The following is a 17,203-nucleotide window of genomic DNA, read 5'->3' as shown; positions in this document are numbered from 1 at the left end:
TTTAATAATTTAAATATTTATCGATTGAAAGGTTAAGATATAATGTCCAAGAAAAAGATAAACATAGACAAGCTGGAACTTGACGAAGAAGACCGCGAATACGAGGAAAGACTCGCCAAAGAAGAACAGAATAAACGCAGACAGCTTGAAGAACAGGCTGCTGCTGAGGAAGCTGAACGCGAAAAGCAGGAACGTGAAGCGGAAAAAGAGCGTGAGCGTCAAATAGCAGAAGAAAAGCTGGAACTGCTGAAATTAAAGTCGGGGCTGACCGATGAAGAAAGCTCTGAGTTGACTAAAAATGACGATGCCTATGAAAAACCTCACGGCTGGGCAGCAGTCGTGAATTTTTGGTATCACTATAAATTCATTGTCACGTTTTCATTTATTGCGTTGGTCATAGTCGGATTTCTGGTCATCACCGAAGCTACCCGCAAACGCGATGATATCTGTGTGATGATAGTGACCGACAACGACCTTTCACAGCGCACAGAAGAGATAGAAACATTCTTTGAAAAATATGTTGACGACCTTGACGGCAACGGATATGTCCATGTGGGCATAATAAATATACCAATCGGTCAGAATATAGACCCTGTGACAGAAAACACCTATACGCAGAAGTTCCTCGCACAGGTCCAGACGGGTGAAGCGATGATAGTCATAACCGATTCGCATACACGCGATGACTACATGGAGATGATGGATAACACTCTGGAAGAAAAGTTCCCCGATAACAAGTATATAGACGAAAAGGGGTTCAGTTTGAACTCAGAGGTCATGGCACAGGAATTCAAGTATGAACTTATGCCGAATGATGTTCATATGTCAATAAGATTTCCACAGGCAACCATGAGCCTTGATTCGGAAGAAGCTAAGAAAAAATACGATGAGTACTTTGAAGTGTTCTCAAAGATCGTAAATGATATAACCGCTCGCTGTGAAGAAACACATGACAAGGGTCTGACGACCGAACCTATACAGTATGATGCTGACAGCAGTACAGCTGACGAAAAATAGATAGATATTACCGCAAAATAGGGGCAGGATATTAAATCAGGGGTAGAATATGATAGTATCAAACAGAAGACTGCTTGTAAGTTCTTATCTTATAAGCGCAAAAAATGGAGATAAAAATGAAAAGAATACTGATGATCATGTTAAGCCTTATTATGTTGACCACATGCGGATGCAATTCAAAAAAAGCCACATCTATCACTAAAAAGAACAAAAACAGTGTCACCAAATCTGTAGATAAGAAAAATGTAAAAGATAAAAGCAGTTCAACAGACAAAAGCGATGCTGACGAATCTTCAAAAAAAGAAAAAAAATCCATTAATAATAGTAAAACAGAGTCAAAAAAGAAAAAAGATGATAAGAAAAAAGAAAAAAAGAACAAAGATGTGCCGGAAGATGCCGAAGAAATGAAAATGTATGACATCGACGGCAATAATGAAAACTTCGCTTTCACTTATGATGACGAGGTCTTTTATGCCTATTATAAACCCGAAAACTGGCAGATCGTCGATTCTTATAAGATAATCGTCAAAGATGACATGATAACCATATGTCAGGCGCTAATAGATATCCATCCGCTTCATGGCAGCGACGGTGAAAGCTGGCGTGAACCGGAAGATATGGCTAAAGAATGGCTCCAGCATAATATAGCGTACAATATACTCCCTGATGGTGATATCCATAAAGAAAATGCTAAAGATGTTGATTTTAATCCCGAAGATCAGGGAAAATTTATGGTCGATATGTATAATACCAAGATGTACTGAGTTATTTCCGAGGTTGACAAGCAAAATATTATATGGTATAATCAAATCATATTATTTCTATATGTTTATTAACGTATCGGAGGAAAAGAAATGTCTGAAATTGAATCAAGGATAAACGGTCTGGTGGAAACCCTTATGGAGGATTACAGCAAAGATCGTGTGATCGATGAGATAAAATTGTTTGAACACCCTGACAAAGAGGCGGTCGTAGATATTCTGGAAAAGCTGAGAAAGATAATCTACCCGGGTTATTTCAGAAATAAGAGTTACAAGATATACACGGTGCGCAACAATATCTCGATGCTGCTTGAAGATGTTATATATAATCTATCAAAGCAGATAGCACTGGTGCTGAAATATGAACCTCAGTTCAGTGGACTTTCAGCTGAAGAGATATCCATCAAGGCAGAAGGACTGACTTTTGATTTTCTCGATAAAATACCGAAGATACGTGAGTATATCGAAACAGATGTTCAGGCTTTTTTTGATGGTGACCCTGCGGCATATAACACCGATGAGATAATATTCTCCTATCCCGGTATTTATGCGATACTCACCAACCGCATCGCACACGAACTGTTTCTGCTGGGTGTACCGCTTATCCCACGAATAATGACCGAACATGCCCACAGCGTAACAGGAATTGATATCCATCCCGGTACGACCATCGGCAAATACTTTTTCATCGATCACGGTACAGGCATCGTTATAGGTGAAACTTCAGTCATCGGTGACAATGTGAAGATCTATCAGGGCGTAACACTCGGCGCACTCTCTACACGCGGCGGACAAAGCCTGCGCAACAAGAAGCGCCACCCCACCATCAAAGACAATGTAACTATTTATTCAGGTGCATCTATACTAGGCGGTGATACGGTGGTAGGCAAAAATGTGGTGATAGGAGGTAACGCATTCATCACGACTTCTGTTCCGGACGGGGCGAAAGTCAGCGTAAAATCGCAGGAACTTCACTATAACTACAACAGTAGTCACCCTGTTGAGTGCAAAGAACTTGATCCCGAAGAAACATGGTATTACATGATCTGAGATAAATAAACACAAAAGACAAAAATGACAATAACATACAGAAAACTTAAAACCGAAGATCTCGATATATTCATAAGAATGAGGATAGATCAACTGCGTGAAGAGGGTGCTGAAGAAGACATAGACCTTGTACCGGCACTTCGCGACTACTATGAACGCCATCTCACAAATGATACTTTTGTTTCATGGCTGGCTATGGACGGTGAAAAGATGATCGGAACAAGCGGAATGTCTATCGTGGAAAAGCCACCGTATTTCGGATGTCCAAACGGTAAGATAGGACTGCTTTCAAGCATGTACACCGAACCGTCATACAGGCGAATGGGAATAGCAAAAACACTGCTGGGAAAAGTAGTGGACGAAGCAAAAAAACGCGGCTGCGGAACTGTACAGATAACGGCATCTGATATGGGTGTGATGCTGTACACAGACTTCGGTTTTGTAAAAAACAATAATTTCATGCAATATAAACTATAAAGATAAAATACTTGATACACAATAATGAAAGGAAAATATGTATGCCCGACATTTGTCTTGCGGGAACAGGTGGTATGCTGCCATTAAAGGATAGATACTTGACAGGCTGTTTCCTCGAATATAACGGAAAAGCAATACTTATAGACTGCGGCGAGGGTATGCAGGTAGCACTTGCATCATCCGACCTTAAAATAAGCCGCATCGAAATGATACTTATAACTCATAATCATGCAGACCATGTCACAGGTCTGCCGGGTCTGCTGTTATCTATGGGCAACTGCTCACGCGAAGAACCCATCGACATCTATCTGCCCGAAAGCGCTGAACGTGTTGTAAGAAATCTGATATCCGTCTGTGGAAGACTTCCTTTTGATGTCAGACTGCATATGCTTCCGGATAAGGAAGCTGTCAGCTTTACTGCCGATAAGATTGATCCTATGCTGACCGTTTACACTCTGCCGGTCAGACATAGTGTAAAGTGTCTGGCTTACAGCATGCTTCTGGAAAAGAAAGCTGTATTTCAACCTGATAAAGCACAATCACTGGGCGTACCCGTAAAAATGTGGCGTGTACTGCACAGCGGCGAAGCTGTGACACTTGATGATGGCAGAGTCATACAGCCTGATGAGGTGCTTGGCGACAAGCGTCCGCCCGTCAAGGTAACATACGTTACAGACACATTGCCTATAGATCCAATAGTCAACTTTGCAAAAGATGCCGATCTTTTCATCTGCGAAGGCATGTACGGTGACGCCGACAAAAAGCAGAGCATGAACGAGAAAGGTCACATGCTTATGCAGGATGCCTGCCGTCTTGCAGAAAAAGCATGTGTCAAGGAACTTTGGCTGACACATTACAGTCCTGCCGAAAAGCACCCCGAAAACTTTGAGAAGGAACTGAAAAAACTGTTCCCGAATGTGATCATCTCTAAAGACGGAGAAAAGAAAACGTTATGAGCAGTGCTTTGGCGTATGTCAGGTGGCTCACAGAATCGCACCGAAGCGTGATAGGCATTGATAAGGCTGAACATCTTGATAAACTTTTCAATACAATTGAAGAAAGCGATAAAACAGCAAACGCGATATATGATCTGATGGGTACTGAATGTTCAAGCGATGACTCCCCTTTTGAAAATGCAGTCATATCCGTGCTTAGCTGTGTTGTCTGCAAAATGTATGTTGAAGAAAGTCAGAAGTATCTTCCCGAAGACATTGAAAACATTCAAATTGATAAGATCGATAGTTTTTTCGGCTATCTGACTGAGTTCCCATCGGCAGAAGAATGCTTAGATCACTTTTGCCGAGAAGTCTGCCTGTAGAATATTATAGCAAGGAGGTACAAGATATGAGCGTATATGTGGTAAACAGCAGTAATTTCAAGCAGGAGGTGCTTGAATGCGATAAGCCTGTAGTCGTAGACTTCTGGGCAGGATGGTGCGGTCCTTGTATGGCACTATCACCAATAGTCGATGAACTTTCTGCTGAAACTGACAAAGTAAAGTTCTGCAAGCTGAATGTTGATGAAGCACGCGATATCGCTATGGAATACGGTATCATGAGTATTCCCACACTGATGCTTTTCAAATCAGGCGACCCTGTCAACGTGTCTGTAGGGCTTATCGACAAAGAAAAGCTGATATCATTCATCAGAGGTTGATTTGCAGGATTGACCGCATTCAAATTCATATAAAGAAACAGCACAAGTTTCACCGAGGTAAACTTTGTGCTGTCTTTTTATGGGATATATTTGTGATGATGTTGCATTATGCTTTTTGATCTGTGCTTTGCAATTTGAATTTAGCTAAAACTATTCCTGCAAAATGATACTAATATTGTCTGTATATTACATAGTAAATTGTCATAATGATAAAATTTGCTCTTTAATAATTAAAATGCTTGACAAAGTGCGAAAATATGGTATAATAGAAATAGTGAGCGCCACAATATATTGTATAAAAATATATTGTCACATACACAAATCATTTTTGAGGAGGAAAATAAAATGGCAAATCTTGATCTTACAAAATACGGCATCACAGGTTCCGTTGAGATCATCCGCAACCCTTCTTATGAAGAGATCTTCAAGGAGGAAACTAAGGAAGGTCTTGAGGGCTACGAAGTTGGTCAGGTAACTGAACTGGGTGCTGTAAACGTTATGACCGGTATCTACACAGGTCGTTCACCTAAGGATAAGTTCATCGTTATGGACGACAACTCCAAGGACACTGTTTGGTGGACTTCTGACGAGTACAAGAACGACAACCACGTTGCTACTAAGGAAGCATGGGACGCTGTCAAGAAGATAGCTGTTGAAGAACTGTGCAACAAGAAGCTGTACGTAGTTGATGCTTTCTGCGGTGCAAACAAGGATACCAGAATGGCTGTTCGTTTCATCGTTGAGGTGGCATGGCAGGCACACTTTATCCTGAACATGTTCATCAAGCCTACCGCTGAGGAACTGGAGAACTTTGAGCCTGATTTCGTTGTTTACAACGCTTCTAAGGCTAAGGTCGAGAACTACAAGGAACTGGGTCTGAACTCTGAGACCGCAGTTGTATTCAACATCACCAGCCGCGAGCAGGTCATCATCAACACATGGTACGGCGGCGAGATGAAGAAGGGTATGTTCTCTATGATGAACTACTACCTGCCTCTTAAGGGTATCGCTTCCATGCACTGCTCTGCTAACTGCGATATGGACGGCAAGCACACCGCTATCTTCTTCGGTCTGTCGGGTACAGGTAAGACTACCCTTTCCACAGATCCTAAGAGAAGACTTATCGGTGATGACGAGCATGGCTGGGACGACAACGGCGTATTCAACTTCGAGGGCGGCTGCTATGCTAAGGTAATCGGTCTTGATAAGGAGTCTGAGCCTGACATCTACAACGCTATCAAGAGAGATGCTCTGCTGGAGAACGTAACTGTTGATGCTAACGGCAAGATCGACTTCGACGACAAGTCCGTTACCGAGAACACTCGTGTTTCCTATCCTATCGACCACATCAACAACATCGCATCTGAGGTAAACGGCGTTTCCGCAGGTCCTGCTGCTGAGAACGTTATCTTCCTGTCTGCTGATGCTTTCGGCGTTCTGCCTCCTGTTTCCATACTGACTCCCGAACAGACCAAGTACTACTTCCTGTCAGGTTTCACTGCTAAGCTGGCAGGTACCGAGCGCGGCATCACTGAGCCTACTCCTACATTCTCTGCTTGCTTCGGTCAGGCATTCCTCGAGCTGCATCCTACCAAGTATGCAGAAGAGCTGGTAAAGAAGATGGAGAAGAGCGGCGCTAAGGCATACCTCGTTAATACAGGTTGGAATGGCACAGGCAAGAGAATTTCCATCAAGGATACTCGTGGTATCATCGATGCTATCCTGAACGGCGACGTTCTGAAGGCTCCTACCAAGAAGATACCTTACTTCGATTTTGAAGTTCCTACCGAACTGCCCGGCGTTGATCCTGCTATCCTTGATCCAAGAGATACATACGCTAACGCTTCCGAGTGGGAAGAGAAGGCTAAGGATCTGGCTAACAGATTTATCAAGAACTTCGCTAAGTACGAGGGCAACGAGGCTGGTAAGGCTCTGGTTCCCGCTGGTCCTAAGGTTGACTAATATAGTTTAAGCTATTCAATTAAAGCTCCGCACATCTCTGCGGGGCTTTTTTGATATATCCCAATTTGGTTGTGTATTGTTCCCACGCCTTCGGCGGGGGAACAATACGAAAGAACAGCCATTTTGTATCATCAGCAATACACATCAAAATTGGGAGTTTGATATATAACAAAAATGAAGGATAACATTGAACTTTTAAAACATATTGATGAACTGCACACTACGGATATGGGTGAATTGCGTATCGCGCGAAATACGGGCTGTGCGCCCGCAAACGCGGTGGAGTTCTGCCGCGAGATCATCACGGACTGCGATGCTGTCATAACGCGGCGCGGCAAGAATTTTTACGCGCTCTGCGGCGGCATTGAGATCACCGTCAACGCAAGCAGTTTCACAATTATCACGGCACATAAGCACCGCGAAAATATCGATAATTAAGATCTGTCTGCGATCACGGTTCAACAGTCCCCCACCCGCAGCACCGAATATTAAGGAGGAATACCATGACATTTGTATGCTACCCCAAATGCACCACCTGTAAAAAGGCGCAGAAATGGCTTGACGACAACGGCAAGTCCTACGAAGTGCGCGACATAAAGGAAAATAATCCCACATACGAAGAGCTGAAAAGCTGGTATGAAAAGAGCGGTCTGCCGCTGAAAAGGTTCTTCAACACCAGCGGACTGCTTTATAAGTCGATGGCACTGAAAGACAAGCTGCCCGCCATGTCGGAGGAAGAACAGCTCAAACTTCTTGCAACAGACGGTATGCTGGTCAAGCGCCCGATACTCGTCAGCGGAGATACCGTCCTTGTGGGCTTCAAAGAGGCTGAATGGGAGAAATTATAACGCAAAAAACGTACCGCTCGTCTGTGAACGGTACGTCTTTTTGTACTGATATTATTATTCTGTCACCAGCTTTTTCAGCTTATCCACCGCAGACTTCACGGGGTTGCCCTTCGGCTTATAGAAATGCTGGTAGTCTTTGGAATTTTCCCAGTCACCGCCCCATTTCCAGCCTTTGCTGGCAAATACCTTGTATGCGAGATCATGGTGGTTGATCTTGTGACTGAAATCTTTGCTTCTGTCAACGTATGGAATGCTGTTTGCAGGGCTGATTTCCTCCCCTACTATGTAAGGATTGTAAAGCGGATTGATGTCTATCGCCCTGCCCAGTGCGTGCAGAGAAAGTTCCTGCGTACCCGCTACATTTCTGAAATTGAATGCGGAGGAATTATTGTCCGCCATTGATGCTTCATCATCACCATCATACTCATCACACAGCTTGATCTTTTCGATCTCGTATTCAGCCTCAAAAAGCATCTCAAATATCTCCAGAACTTCCTTAGCCAGTGATTTGTGAACTATCATCTCGCCATCTGCGATATTATGGCTGAAATCAATATACCTTATCTGCAAATACGAAAGGTCATCAAGGTCGATCTCACTGTTTTCTTTATACGTTTTGCCTGTGATACGCTCTATCACTTCATCGCTCAGCGGTGAAGCAGAAAAACCCTCACGCAGCAAAAACACTTCATTCTTCATGTCTAATCCTCCAAAAAAGTGACCCTTAACGCTGACAACATCAGCATATGATATTTTATCAGATATATGTACTTTTGTCAAGGCTTTTTTGCTTGATTTAATTATCTTCGGAATAAATACAAAAGGGGGAAAGCAAACTTTCCCCCAACTTGTCCATATTTACACCTTGACAGCAGTCTTCTCATGAACTGCGGCAGAGTTGAATGATGTAACTACCGGTCTTTTTGGTGCTGTGGTCGGGTGGAAAGTCGTTACGACCTCCTTCACTTTTTCATAAACACCATACTCGTCCTCGTCATATGCCACATTCATCAGTTCTCTGATATCTGACAGGAATTTGTCATACTCAAAAGGTATCGGCTGACCGATATGTATCTTCTGATTTTTTGTACGTTTCAGACCTTCCTCAGCCATCAGCTTTTCCTCATACAGCTTCTCACCGGGTCGAAGACCTGTGTAGACTATCTTGATATCAACATCGGGCTTGTGACCCGACAGCTTGATAAGATTGCGCGCCAGAGTATCTATCTTGATCGGTTCGCCCATATCAAGTACATATATCTCCGAACCGCTGCCCAGAACACTTGCCTGCAATACCAGAGAAACAGCTTCGGGGATACTCATGAAGAAACGGTTTATGTTCTTGTCAACAACAGTTACAGGACCACCTTCAGCGATCTGCTTTTTGAACAGCGGTATTACCGAACCGTTACTGCCCAGAACATTTCCGAAACGAACAGCACAGAACTGTGTATGAGGAGTGAAATTCTCCAAAGCAGGATCAACTTCCCAGTCTTTATCAGTCATATGAGCGTGTATTCTTGGTATCTCACGGCATCTGCCATTCTTCACCATATAGTCAAAGGTCTGTATTATCATTTCACACAGACGCTTGCTGGCACCCATGATATTAGTCGGGTTGACCGCCTTATCGGTGGATATCAGCACAAATCGCTGACAGCCGCTTCTCATTGCTGCATATGCTGTCTTATATGTACCGATAGCGTTGTTCTTGATCGCCTCACACGGGCTGTCTTCCATCAGAGGAACATGTTTGTGCGCTGCTGCATGGTAAACGATATCAACATGATATTTCTCGAATACCTCGTTGATGCGCTTGTTGTCACGCACAGAACCTATCAGCACCACAAGATTGAGTTCAGGCATCTTACGGCGAAGTTCCATCTGTATATCGTAGGCGTTGTTTTCGTAAACATCAAAGATTATAAGCTGTTTCGGATTGTGCTGAGCGACTTGCCTGCAAAGTTCACTGCCTATCGAACCGCCGCCGCCCGTTACCAGAACGACTTTATCCTGCAAGTTATCATACACCTCAGACATATCCATCTCGATGGGTTCCCTGCCCAGAAGATCTTCTATGGCAACATCTTTCATCTTTGCGACCGAAACATCACCCGTAACAAGCTGATACATACCGGGAAGATTTTTAAGTTCACAACCTGTTTCCTTACAGATATTCAGAAGATCTCGTCTGTCATCAGCAGACGCACTGGGGATAGCCACATAGATAGCATCGACTTCATATTTCTGCGCTGAGAGTAAAATATCATCACGCCCGCCGACGATCTGAACACCGTCGATATACCTGTCCCATTTGTTGGGATTATCATCTATTATGCAGACGACTTTCTCCTTAAGTCCCTCTGACTGTTCGATATCGCGCAGTATCATCTGACCCGCATTGCCAGCACCTACCAACATGACACGCTTAAGTTTTCTGTCATCATCAGGTGCAGGATGCTTATGTTCACGCGCCAGCAGAATAAATCTGTAGCAAAAACGAATGCCAATGACAAACGTGAATTGCAGCAGAGGTCCCACAAGATAGTAAGATATGGGCATTCTGCGGAAGATGAGAGTGATAAGCAGTGTATGCAGTGCCGTCAGTTCAATAGTCGCCAGCGTAACATATTTAAGTTCTGTATAGCTTGCAAATCGCCAGATGCTCTTGTAAAGCCTGTTATACCAATGCACCCCAACCACAGCAACGGCATAGATCGGCACGAAAAAAGCGAATGCTTCCAGATAATAACGCGGTATCTGAGTAAATTTAAGGTCATACCGCAGCCATAGTCCTGCAAAATAGCTGCCTGCTGCTACGACCACGTCGTATGCCATCAGATAAAAAGAAACTATCTGCCAGTGCTCCAGCTTTTTCCTTTTCCTTAAACTAATTTTCCCCACATTCTGTTTCTCATTATCCATTAATTAATTACCCCCTCGGATAATTCCTATAACTAATTAATTTTATTATAGCATATCATGACTAAAAATGTCAAGTATTAGTCATTAAAATAAACGTTTTCGACACAGCCATGTATTAGTAAAAGTGCTGATTTAGTATAAAAAAGCAAAAAACTCCCGACATAATTTTTATGTCGGGAGTTAAAATTAACTTAATAAATATTTAAAATCACTTAGCGATCTCAGCCTTGATAGCTGCAAGAAGTTCATCATAAGTTTCAAAAGCAGGCAGATCAGGGTAATCAGCCTTTATCTTGTCGGTGCTTCTGAACAGATAACCGGCGCGGCTGTTGAGTATCATTCCCAGATCGTTGAAACTGTCACCGCTGGCAATAGTTTCAAAACCGCAGGACTGAAGTGCCTTTACTGTGGTCAGCTTGGACTTTTCGCATCTCATCTTATAGCCTGTTATCTCACCGTTTTCTGCAACAACAAGTTCATTGCAGAAAATAGTAGGCATGCCCAGTTTCTTCATAAGAGGCTTTGCAAACTGAGTGAAAGTATCGCTCAGTATAAGCACCTGACAGCAATCTCTCAGTTCATCAAGAAACTCCTTAGCGCCGGGCATCGGGTCAATCTTTGCGATGGTATCCTGTATCTCCTTAAGTCCCAGACCATGCTCTTTCAGTATTGCAAGACGATACTGCATCAGCTTGTCATAATCAGGCTCATCTCTTGTAGTCTTCTTCAGCTCGGGGATGCCGCTGGCTTCCGCAAAAGCTATCCATATCTCAGGCACTAATACGCCTTCAAGGTCAAGACAAGTAACTATCATTTTTCTTACCTCCGAAAATGTTTGGATTTATCACAATAAACATTATACACCATCATTCGGATTTTGTAAAGGGCTTTTTTGCAATTTTTAAAATCCAATCCTGCAAAATATATACTCCATTGCCTATTTTATATAGTTTGCACAACTTTTATACAGTTTGTTACTGCAATAGTCCAACTGTAAAATTTACTTTTATTATAGAGTATAATTTTGTAAAAAAGGTGAAAAATCTTTAAATTTCTGCAAACCCCCTTGTAAAAGAGGGAAATATCAGTTATAATGTAAATGTAGGTCAGGCTAACTGACCGCATTTATAGATGGAGGTATATATAATAATGGGTAGTGCTGACAAGATTTTATTTGACAACGATTCGAGAGTAGCTCCCCTCGGGCTTATCCCGATGGCGGGCGCGAAGGAGCTTGGCGAGAAGGTCAACGCTTATCTGGTAAAGTGGGCGAACGAGGACAATTTCTTTAAGGATACATTTCTGGTCGAGGCTGAGTGTCCCAGATTTTCTTCGGGCGACGGCAAGGGTCTTATCAAGCAGACTGTACGCGGCAACGATCTGTTTATTCTCTGTGATATGGGCAATTACAGTGTAAAGTATGATTATTTCGGTCATGAGAACTACATGTCGCCTGATGATCACTATCAGGATCTCAAGCGTATCATACAGGCTGCAAGCGGTAAATGCCACAGAATAAATGTTATCATGCCTTCACTTTACGGCGGCAGACAGCACAGAAGAAACTACCGTGAGTCGCTGGACTGTGCAGTCGCTCTTCAGGAATTACAGGCTATGGGCGTATCGAACGTGCTGGCTTTTGATGCACATGACCCAAGAGTGCAGAATGCAGTACCGCTGATGGGCTTTGACAACATTATACCCTCCTATCAGGTGCTTAAAGCCATGTTCAAGAGCCTTGACGATTTCAGACCTGACAAGGCGCACTTCATGATCGTATCTCCCGATGAGGGCGCGATCAACAGAAACATGTACTACGCATCTGTACTGGGTGTAGACATGGGTATGTTCTACAAAAGGCGCGACTACTCCACCGTTGTAAACGGCAGAAACCCCATTGTTGCACACGAATATATGGGCAATGACGTTAAGGGCAAGGACGTTTTCATTGCTGACGACATCATTTCTTCGGGCGAGTCAATGCTGGAAGTTGCAGTTGAACTCAAGAAGAGAAATGCAAACAAGATATACTGCTATGCTACTTATGCTATCTTCACAAACGGACTTGCATCTTTTGACAAGGCATTTGCTGATGGCATTATAGATGGCGTATTCGGCACAAACCTCACATACCGTACTCCTGAACTGCTTCAGAGGGAGTGGTTCCATGAAGTTGATGTGGCTAAGTACATCGCTTATTACATCGCTGCACTTAATCATGATGCTTCCATCTCGGAGGTCATCGATCCTCACAAGAAAATATCTGCTCTGCTTGACAAGTACTATATCAAAAAGGGCAACTAATTTAGTTTATCTGAACGGGCGATATTTTCGCCCGTTTGTTGTATATTGACGGGAGGTGTCCCAATGGAAGAGATACTCAGGACTGAAAGACTGACAGTCAGAAAATTCATGCCCGCCGACAGCGGCGACCTCGCCGAGATACTGACCGACAGCGAAGTTACATATTTCAAGCCATATGAAGCGTGCGTTAAAGAAGCTGAGATATGAATACAAGCAATAAAACAGGAGTGATAAAATGATTTTCGCAGGTATAGTCGCAGGCGGAAGCGGCACAAGGATCAAGAATGCAGATAAGCCGAAACAATTCATCGAAATAGGCGGTGTGCCTGTCCTTATAAGGACTGTCCGCGCCTTTGAAGAAATAGGTGAGATAGAACGTATCTACATCGGTATAAATCCCACATGGTACGACTATGCTGACAAACTGCTGGAAGAATTTGATGTCAGTACAAAGCGCGTCCGTCTGGTAACAGGCGGGCAGGACCGCAATGGAACAGTTCTTAATATCCTGCGGGAGATAACAGGTATATTCGGCACGAATAAAGGCGATATCCTCGTCACCCATGATGCTGTGCGTCCATTCATCAGCGAGCGGATAATTCGCGATAATATCGAATGCGCGCAGAAAAACATTGCCTGCGGTACATATATCCCATCAGATGACACTATTATCAGAACGACCGACTCTCTTACAGTCAGCGAAAACCTGAAACGAAGCGAACTTATGCGCGCCCAGACACCTCAGACTTTTGAAATATCGGCGCTGTGCGAATGTATCGACAAGCTGGGTCAGGAGAAACTCAGTCAGCTGACTGACACCTGCGGTATAATGACTGAATGCGGCTACCCTATACACATCGTTCAGGGCGAGCCGATGAATTTCAAGATAACCACCGACCACGACCTGATGATAGCCGGTCTGATGGCATGTGATTAAACGAAAACGCTCACCGTAAAACCGATGAGCGTTTATTGATTCATGTATATTTCCTTCTTATTGAACTATCACATTTTCAGTCAAAAATTCATACCCGCAGACAGTCTGCTTCCGAACTTCGTTTTAGCGTATTTGTGAAGATCACCGCCATCAGCAGTTCGGATAAGATCAGCAGTACCGCTATAGTGATGCCTATCGTTACCAATATCTGAGTGCTGTTTATCTGCGAACCTCTGCCGAGATCGTACAGCGCCCCTCTTATTATCCTTGTGACTAGGAAATATGAGCCTGCCGCCGCGATGCCCATTGAAACAAACAGCAGTTTTAGGAAATTCAGCTGATATATGAAGTGCATTTCGCCAAAACTCATGCCCATAGACATCATTATCGCCACCGAACGCCTTTTTATCGTTATGCAGAAAGATATTTGCGCGATCATGTTCAGTATAGCCGCCGCAGTAACCAGCACAGCAGCTATGCTTATCATCTTGTTCATAAAAGTCTGCTGCTTGATAAGGTTGTTGTAGTTATATATCGCTCTGCTTGTGTAACAATCCGCGCCTGTTAATTTCGTAATATCATCTTCAATCTTATTTGAAATGTCTATATCGTAATTTTTCAGGTAGATGTAGTATTGTCCCTGTGACAGCAGCAGCCTGTTTCGGGTGGGGATAATTATACCTTCTCCCGGATATTTGTCTTCGTATTCTATCACGCCGACTATCTTCGTGCCTGCCATGTACTTGCCGTTGATAATAAATCTCTTGTCGATAAATACTTTTGGGTCACTTACATCTACTCCGTACAGCTTCAAAAACTGCGTTGTTACCATTATTTCTTTCTCAGCTTCGGGATACCTGCCAGCCACCAGTTTACCGGGAAAAATTTCTTCGCAGTAGTTGTCTAAGTCATAATACAGCGCCGCGATACTGTATAAGGCACTCTGATAGATCATATCAATATTTTTGTCGCTATCATCAAAGCTGTATTCAGCGCCGTCAATCTTTATGCTGCTTTCGGTATAATCAAGCATATCCTTCCAGAGAAGTGCTTTCGACATGGAGTATTCTGCAACAAAACCTGAGTATTCACATGAAAAACCACTGATACTTTCATTTTTATCGCAGTATTCTTTTATTTCTTCAAGATCGTGGATCTCGTCCCTTTCACAGTAGACGTAGGGCTTACCGTCTATACCATTGATGGCTTTTTTCAATTCTGTATCAAGGAAGATGCTGTACGCAAATACACACATCAGTACAAATGCGGATATCAGCGTGCCCATGAAAAGCTGTATGCTGACTTTCAGCGGAAATCTGCAAAGCCTTGACATACGCCAGAAAAACAAAATATCTCTTTTCATCGGCTTTTCCTCACATTTTCCAGTTCAGATGTTCTGTCGATCGCAAAGAACACCTTGAAAAATCCCGCCAGCGTGAACAGACTGCAAAGAACCAGTATCAGCGGAAAAGTTCTCTCAGGCGGTACGACTTTCAGGTCTTTCAGCCCGAACATGCCGCAGTATTCATCTGCCAGCGAATAGGTTAGCCTGCGTGCAGGTAAAAATGCCGCCGCACATGATACAGCCACCAATCCCTCTGTCAGTATAAGATATATAAGTTTCAGCCTGCCCGCAGAAAGTCCCAGCAGTTTGTACATGGCAATAGAAGAATTTCGTCTGAGTATTATCAGCTGTGACATCGAAAATGATATAAATGCCGATGATATAGCTACGACCATACAGATACAAAGCAGCACATTCATCACCATGCGCACTATGCTGACTTCTGACTGTATCGTATCATAAAGATCACAATATACATTGATATCCATATCATGTATTTTTGATAGCATCTTGCTGCAATTATTGTAGTCTGCTGCGGAGAGTGTTACCTGCGTTCTTGTTGAATAACCTTCACTGTCCAATATCTCAAGGCAGCTGTCAAAGGACATTAGAAAATCGGCATCGCAGCAGTTTTGCTTGAAGATGCCCGCCAGTTCAAGTTCATGGCTGTTTTTAAACTGCTCCGAACATAGGCTGACAGTGCTTCCCTGTTCAAGCCCGCTTGCATTTGCGAGTCTGTCGGATATCCATATCTTGCCGTTATTGTTTTCGGGTACAAGCAGATCGGGGTAGCTGCCGCGCCTTATAAACTTATATGACCTTCGTTCTGTAACGCCCCTGAGTCCGTATATAAAAGAAGTTGCCGTACCTGCCGCAGGCTGTGTTTCATGTACGCCGTCCGATATGGTAACGTTCCTCAGTGTATCGTCACCGTATATCAGCTTTTTATCACCGAAAGCGATAAAATCTGCAAACTCGCTGAGGTCGGTGTCTTTTTTGTAGCTGAAAGTCACATCGAAACTAAGACCTTTGGTATTTTCGCTGATAAGGTCATCCGTATATCTGTTAATGGATACCGAAATATTAAGCAGAACGGTGATAACGATATACAGCGAAATGAATATGACCATATAGAAGAATACAAGTCCTTTCAGCACGCCCAGTTCAGAAATTACAAATTTGAACATCTTATCTCATACCCTCATCGTCAACTATCCTGCCGTCACACAGCGTCACTATCCTGTCAGAACATTCGGCGTCTTCATGACTGTGGGTGACCATTATAACCGTCGTGCCGTTTTCCGTCTGTTTGCGCAGCAGCTTGACTATGTTGCTGCTGTTTACGCTGTCAAGATTTCCGCAGGGTTCGTCACACAGCAGTATCTTCGGTTTGCTTATCAGCGCCCTAGCTATGCAGACTCTCTGCTGTTCGCCGCCTGAAAGGTTATGAACCTTTGCATGTATCTTGCTTTCAAGCCCCACAGCACTCAGCATCTCTTCGATGCGCCGCTTGTGATCTTCTTTGTCATTGCGTATAAGCAGCGGAACTTCGATATTCCTGTAAACATCGAATGCGGGTTCAAGATAGAACGCCTGAAAAACAAAACCTATCATTCTGTTGCGGTATTCGCACACAGCCTTTTTGTCGAAGCCCGTTATATCCGATCCATCGACCATAATCTGACCTTCATCGGCTTTTTCAAGTGTGCCGAGAATGTTCAGCAGAGTCGTCTTGCCGCTGCCCGAAGCACCTGTGATGCTTGTCATGGTATTCTTTTCTATATCAAGCGTCAATTTATCAAGCACCTGTTGTTTGCCGAAGCGTTTGCTTATGTCTTTTATCCTTATAATACAGTTATTCATATCTTCACCCTAAAACAGAAGAGAAATAAGCAGGTCGCCCCGCCTATTCCTCAACAAT

Annotated in this window: 19 protein-coding genes; 13 read left to right on the top strand and 6 right to left on the bottom strand. The window is 43.4% G+C overall.

The annotated features are described in order from the left end of the window. Positions 1-42 precede the first annotated feature (42 nt). From CUS_RS08290 to CUS_RS08245, 10 genes are all read left to right on the top strand, one after another. On the top strand, positions 43-1,017 hold the full coding sequence (locus CUS_RS08290; RefSeq protein WP_002849329.1) for a hypothetical protein: 975 nt from the start codon (positions 43-45) through the stop codon (positions 1,015-1,017). A gap of 116 nt (positions 1,018-1,133) precedes the next feature. After that, a complete protein-coding gene (locus CUS_RS08285; RefSeq protein WP_037276931.1) occupies positions 1,134-1,781 on the top strand; it encodes a hypothetical protein in 648 nt (215 codons plus the stop codon). Between the two features lie 90 nt (positions 1,782-1,871). Continuing rightward, the gene (epsC, locus tag CUS_RS08280) at positions 1,872-2,828 is read left to right on the top strand and encodes a serine O-acetyltransferase EpsC (RefSeq protein WP_002849295.1); all 957 of its coding nucleotides are present in this window, start codon (positions 1,872-1,874) and stop codon (positions 2,826-2,828) included. Between the two features lie 24 nt (positions 2,829-2,852). Then, the gene (locus CUS_RS08275; protein WP_002849491.1) at positions 2,853-3,305 is read left to right on the top strand and encodes a GNAT family N-acetyltransferase; all 453 of its coding nucleotides are present in this window, start codon (positions 2,853-2,855) and stop codon (positions 3,303-3,305) included. Positions 3,306-3,346: 41 nt separating this feature from the next. Continuing rightward, complete coding sequence (locus CUS_RS08270; protein WP_002849207.1) at positions 3,347-4,261, top strand: ribonuclease Z; 915 nt, start codon at positions 3,347-3,349, stop codon at positions 4,259-4,261. After that, the gene (locus CUS_RS08265; RefSeq protein WP_002849348.1) at positions 4,258-4,623 is read left to right on the top strand and encodes an Imm6 family immunity protein; all 366 of its coding nucleotides are present in this window, start codon (positions 4,258-4,260) and stop codon (positions 4,621-4,623) included. Before CUS_RS08270 ends, CUS_RS08265 begins: the two co-directional genes overlap by 4 nt. A 26-nt stretch (positions 4,624-4,649) precedes the next feature. Next, a complete protein-coding gene (gene trxA, locus CUS_RS08260; RefSeq protein ID WP_002849440.1) occupies positions 4,650-4,961 on the top strand; it encodes a thioredoxin in 312 nt (103 codons plus the stop codon). Positions 4,962-5,306: 345 nt separating this feature from the next. Further along, the gene (gene pckA / locus CUS_RS08255; protein WP_002849382.1) at positions 5,307-6,923 is read left to right on the top strand and encodes a phosphoenolpyruvate carboxykinase (ATP); all 1,617 of its coding nucleotides are present in this window, start codon (positions 5,307-5,309) and stop codon (positions 6,921-6,923) included. Positions 6,924-7,097: 174 nt separating this feature from the next. Then, positions 7,098-7,361, top strand: a complete 264-nt coding sequence (locus CUS_RS08250) for a DUF3781 domain-containing protein (RefSeq protein WP_002849369.1) — start codon at positions 7,098-7,100, stop codon at positions 7,359-7,361. Between the two features lie 65 nt (positions 7,362-7,426). Next, positions 7,427-7,771, top strand: coding sequence for an arsenate reductase family protein (locus CUS_RS08245; RefSeq protein WP_002849371.1), 345 nt, complete (start codon positions 7,427-7,429; stop codon positions 7,769-7,771). Positions 7,772-7,825: 54 nt separating this feature from the next. Here the strand turns inward: CUS_RS08245 and CUS_RS08240 are convergent, their stop codons facing one another. The 3 genes from CUS_RS08240 to thrH form a co-directional block, all read right to left on the bottom strand. Continuing rightward, positions 7,826-8,470: a M15 family metallopeptidase gene (locus tag CUS_RS08240; protein WP_002849518.1), complete on the bottom strand. Its 645-nt coding sequence runs from the start codon at positions 8,468-8,470 to the stop codon at positions 7,826-7,828. A gap of 159 nt (positions 8,471-8,629) precedes the next feature. Beyond that, positions 8,630-10,696: a polysaccharide biosynthesis protein gene (locus tag CUS_RS08235; protein ID WP_002849274.1), complete on the bottom strand. Its 2,067-nt coding sequence runs from the start codon at positions 10,694-10,696 to the stop codon at positions 8,630-8,632. Between the two features lie 208 nt (positions 10,697-10,904). Then, positions 10,905-11,510: a bifunctional phosphoserine phosphatase/homoserine phosphotransferase ThrH gene (thrH, locus tag CUS_RS08230; protein WP_002849480.1), complete on the bottom strand. Its 606-nt coding sequence runs from the start codon at positions 11,508-11,510 to the stop codon at positions 10,905-10,907. A 335-nt stretch (positions 11,511-11,845) separates the two neighbouring features. On the opposite strand from thrH, the gene CUS_RS08225 reads away from it, so the two are divergent. From CUS_RS08225 to CUS_RS08220, 3 genes are all read left to right on the top strand, one after another. Next, positions 11,846-13,000 (top strand): ribose-phosphate pyrophosphokinase, encoded by a 1,155-nt coding sequence (locus CUS_RS08225; protein ID WP_002849313.1) that lies wholly within the window; start codon positions 11,846-11,848, stop codon positions 12,998-13,000. A gap of 63 nt (positions 13,001-13,063) precedes the next feature. After that, a complete protein-coding gene (locus CUS_RS19530) occupies positions 13,064-13,207 on the top strand; it encodes a GNAT family N-acetyltransferase (protein WP_002849350.1) in 144 nt (47 codons plus the stop codon). A gap of 28 nt (positions 13,208-13,235) precedes the next feature. Beyond that, a complete protein-coding gene (locus CUS_RS08220; protein WP_002849251.1) occupies positions 13,236-13,937 on the top strand; it encodes an IspD/TarI family cytidylyltransferase in 702 nt (233 codons plus the stop codon). Between the two features lie 88 nt (positions 13,938-14,025). On the opposite strand, the gene CUS_RS08215 is transcribed toward CUS_RS08220, so the two are convergent. From CUS_RS08215 to CUS_RS08205, 3 genes are read right to left on the bottom strand one after another with little or no spacing between them, the layout of a single operon-like run. Next, the gene (locus CUS_RS08215; RefSeq protein WP_002849291.1) at positions 14,026-15,300 is read right to left on the bottom strand and encodes an ABC transporter permease; all 1,275 of its coding nucleotides are present in this window, start codon (positions 15,298-15,300) and stop codon (positions 14,026-14,028) included. Next, positions 15,297-16,469: a hypothetical protein gene (locus tag CUS_RS08210; protein WP_002849418.1), complete on the bottom strand. Its 1,173-nt coding sequence runs from the start codon at positions 16,467-16,469 to the stop codon at positions 15,297-15,299. The genes CUS_RS08215 and CUS_RS08210 overlap by 4 nt, the downstream gene beginning before the upstream one ends. Before the next feature lies 1 nt (position 16,470). Further along, positions 16,471-17,145: an ABC transporter ATP-binding protein gene (locus CUS_RS08205; RefSeq protein WP_002849210.1), complete on the bottom strand. Its 675-nt coding sequence runs from the start codon at positions 17,143-17,145 to the stop codon at positions 16,471-16,473. Positions 17,146-17,203: the final 58 nt, after the last annotated feature.

This window comes from Hominimerdicola alba 8 (genome assembly GCF_000178155.2).
Taxonomy (GTDB): Bacteria; Bacillota; Clostridia; order Oscillospirales; family Ruminococcaceae; genus Hominimerdicola; species Hominimerdicola alba_C.
This window is presented reverse-complemented; position numbering and strand designations above follow the sequence as displayed.

Bases quoted from the DNA above. Each gene is read 5' to 3' on its own strand.
- CUS_RS08290 (WP_002849329.1), top strand. From the start codon at position 43: ATGTCCAAGAAAAAGATAAACATAGACAAGCTGGAACTTGACGAAGAA.
- CUS_RS08285 (WP_037276931.1), top strand. From the start codon at position 1,134: ATGAAAAGAATACTGATGATCATGTTAAGCCTTATTATGTTGACCACA.
- epsC (WP_002849295.1), top strand. From the start codon at position 1,872: ATGTCTGAAATTGAATCAAGGATAAACGGTCTGGTGGAAACCCTTATG.
- CUS_RS08275 (WP_002849491.1), top strand. From the start codon at position 2,853: ATGACAATAACATACAGAAAACTTAAAACCGAAGATCTCGATATATTC.
- CUS_RS08270 (WP_002849207.1), top strand. From the start codon at position 3,347: ATGCCCGACATTTGTCTTGCGGGAACAGGTGGTATGCTGCCATTAAAG.
- CUS_RS08265 (WP_002849348.1), top strand. From the start codon at position 4,258: ATGAGCAGTGCTTTGGCGTATGTCAGGTGGCTCACAGAATCGCACCGA.
- trxA (WP_002849440.1), top strand. From the start codon at position 4,650: ATGAGCGTATATGTGGTAAACAGCAGTAATTTCAAGCAGGAGGTGCTT.
- pckA (WP_002849382.1), top strand. From the start codon at position 5,307: ATGGCAAATCTTGATCTTACAAAATACGGCATCACAGGTTCCGTTGAG.
- CUS_RS08250 (WP_002849369.1), top strand. From the start codon at position 7,098: ATGAAGGATAACATTGAACTTTTAAAACATATTGATGAACTGCACACT.
- CUS_RS08245 (WP_002849371.1), top strand. From the start codon at position 7,427: ATGACATTTGTATGCTACCCCAAATGCACCACCTGTAAAAAGGCGCAG.
- CUS_RS08240 (WP_002849518.1), bottom strand. From the start codon at position 8,470: ATGAAGAATGAAGTGTTTTTGCTGCGTGAGGGTTTTTCTGCTTCACCG.
- CUS_RS08235 (WP_002849274.1), bottom strand. From the start codon at position 10,696: ATGGATAATGAGAAACAGAATGTGGGGAAAATTAGTTTAAGGAAAAGG.
- thrH (WP_002849480.1), bottom strand. From the start codon at position 11,510: ATGATAGTTACTTGTCTTGACCTTGAAGGCGTATTAGTGCCTGAGATA.
- CUS_RS08225 (WP_002849313.1), top strand. From the start codon at position 11,846: ATGGGTAGTGCTGACAAGATTTTATTTGACAACGATTCGAGAGTAGCT.
- CUS_RS19530 (WP_002849350.1), top strand. From the start codon at position 13,064: ATGGAAGAGATACTCAGGACTGAAAGACTGACAGTCAGAAAATTCATG.
- CUS_RS08220 (WP_002849251.1), top strand. From the start codon at position 13,236: ATGATTTTCGCAGGTATAGTCGCAGGCGGAAGCGGCACAAGGATCAAG.
- CUS_RS08215 (WP_002849291.1), bottom strand. From the start codon at position 15,300: ATGAAAAGAGATATTTTGTTTTTCTGGCGTATGTCAAGGCTTTGCAGA.
- CUS_RS08210 (WP_002849418.1), bottom strand. From the start codon at position 16,469: ATGTTCAAATTTGTAATTTCTGAACTGGGCGTGCTGAAAGGACTTGTA.
- CUS_RS08205 (WP_002849210.1), bottom strand. From the start codon at position 17,145: ATGAATAACTGTATTATAAGGATAAAAGACATAAGCAAACGCTTCGGC.